We start from the raw sequence: 1,961 nt of genomic DNA, 5'->3' as shown, positions 1-1,961 counted from the left end.
AGTAAAAGCCTTGGCCAATTTCACATTGGTTTTCTTTAAGCCATTCAAGTTGTTCAATATTTTCAATGCCTTCTGCAACAACTGTTAAGTCCAGCTGACGTCCAAGCATCAAAATAGTTGAAGCTATGGCACTATCCTCAGGAAGATCGCTGACAAATGCACGATCAATTTTCATTGTGGTAATAGGTAAATGTCGTAAATATGATAATGATGAATATCCAGTACCAAAGTCATCGACTGCAATACCAAAGCCAGCTGATTTGAGTTGCTCCAATTTGGTAATAGCTTGTTCAACATCATTCATTAATGAAGTTTCAGTAATTTCGATTTCTAACAACTCTGGGCGTATCTGATAACGTATCGCGAGTTGTTTTATATCAGGAACTAAACTGGCATCTGCAAATTGTTGTGATGCTACATTTACTGCTATTGGAATCTCATAATTATATTTTCGTTGCCAGTCTCTAATGACTTTACAGCTTTGCTCGATAACCCAACGTCCTATAGGAATAATAATACCCGTTTCTTCGGCTACTGGAATAAATGACATTGGGCTAATCAAACGGCCATCTTTTTGCCAGCGAATTAGGGCTTCACAACCAACCACTTTATTTGTTTTTAAGTCAAATTTAGGCTGGAAATACAATAGAAACTCATTGTTTTTCAAGGCATCGTGTAATGAGGCTTCTGTACGTAATCTCACCGCCGCTCGTTCGGTCATTTGTTGCTTAAAGAAGGACCATTGATTAGAACCAGCAGCTTTCGCGCTATACATAGCTATGTCAGCATGACGAATCAAATCTTCTGCTGTTGTACCATCTTCTGGATATATTGATATACCGATAGATGCCGCAGGATGGATAGCATGTTCATTTAGTTGAATTGGTGTATTTAATTGGATTAGTAACTTATCAACAAAATCAGCTGCTTGTGATGGTGTTTGAATTTCATCGGCTAAAATAACAAATTCATCGCCGCCTAAACGCGCAACACTGCCTCTATCTCCGACCACTCTTTCTAAAATACGAGCTATTCGGGCGAGGAATTGGTCACCAATAGCATGACCCAATGAGTCGTTAACGTTTTTAAATCGATCTAAATCTATGAACAGTAATGCAAAATTTCTCTTATGAACTCGAGAGCGTTGGATGGTGACATTTAACGTTTCTAACAATAAAGTACGGTTTGGCAAACCAGTTAAGGGATCTCTGGTCGCCATCTTGCGCAGTTTATTTTGAGTCTGACTAAATTGTAATAATATTTGATTAAATTTACTGGTGACGAGCCCTAATTCATCATCTTTATGGGCTTTTGACATGGGTAATAAATTTTCATCAGGGTAATCAGGATCAATTTTATCGATAGCTTCACTGATCCGCGCAATAGGTTGTGTTAAAAAGCGATGAAACACTACCGTTAAAACTAGTGTAAGTAATAATGCGCGAGCCAAAGTTGCTATTAGCCCAAGTTGTAACTGGCTAAAGAGCTTTGTGGTCAGTTTTTGGGTGTCATAAAAAATTGTCAGCGTACCAATAAGCTGTTGCTGTTTGTTGCCTTCGAAATAAAATGGGCGATACAACGGCCGAGATATCTCCTTTAAATTCTCAAAAAGACGGTTACTCAAGGAAAAGTAATTATCTGATAACCCGTTTGATTCATTTGTGGATGACACAAATAATGAACCATCATCGAGTTCAATCACTGCAGAACCAACATTATCGACTTTAATGATGCCTTCTAGTGTCTGACTGGCAAGTTTGTCATCTAATGACCATACCGCATTGGTAGTGGTTTGTTCGACGGAATTGAGCAGTTCTTGCTGTGCAGCAGTAAGCTGTTGCTTAGTCGTAATGACAACTAACGCGATTTCTACAATAAAGATGGCAATTGCAAAAAACAAAGCGGTAAAAACCACTAAGTGAGTTTGTTTCCATGTAAGAGACTTAAAACGGGCAGTCATG

General features: G+C 38.5%; 1 protein-coding gene. It reads right to left on the bottom strand.

Annotated features, from left to right (window positions below; genetic code table 11):
* A partial coding sequence (locus tag H5202_RS21530) for a putative bifunctional diguanylate cyclase/phosphodiesterase (RefSeq protein ID WP_182773845.1) occupies positions 1–1,960 on the bottom strand: 1,960 nt, incomplete at its 3' end.
* Between the last annotated feature and the right edge of the window lies 1 nt (position 1,961).

It is taken from the genome of Shewanella sp. SG41-4 (assembly GCF_014164505.1).
Classification (GTDB): domain Bacteria; phylum Pseudomonadota; class Gammaproteobacteria; order Enterobacterales; family Shewanellaceae; genus Shewanella.
Note: the sequence above shows the minus strand (reverse complement) of the source record. Positions and strands in the feature narration are given on the sequence as shown.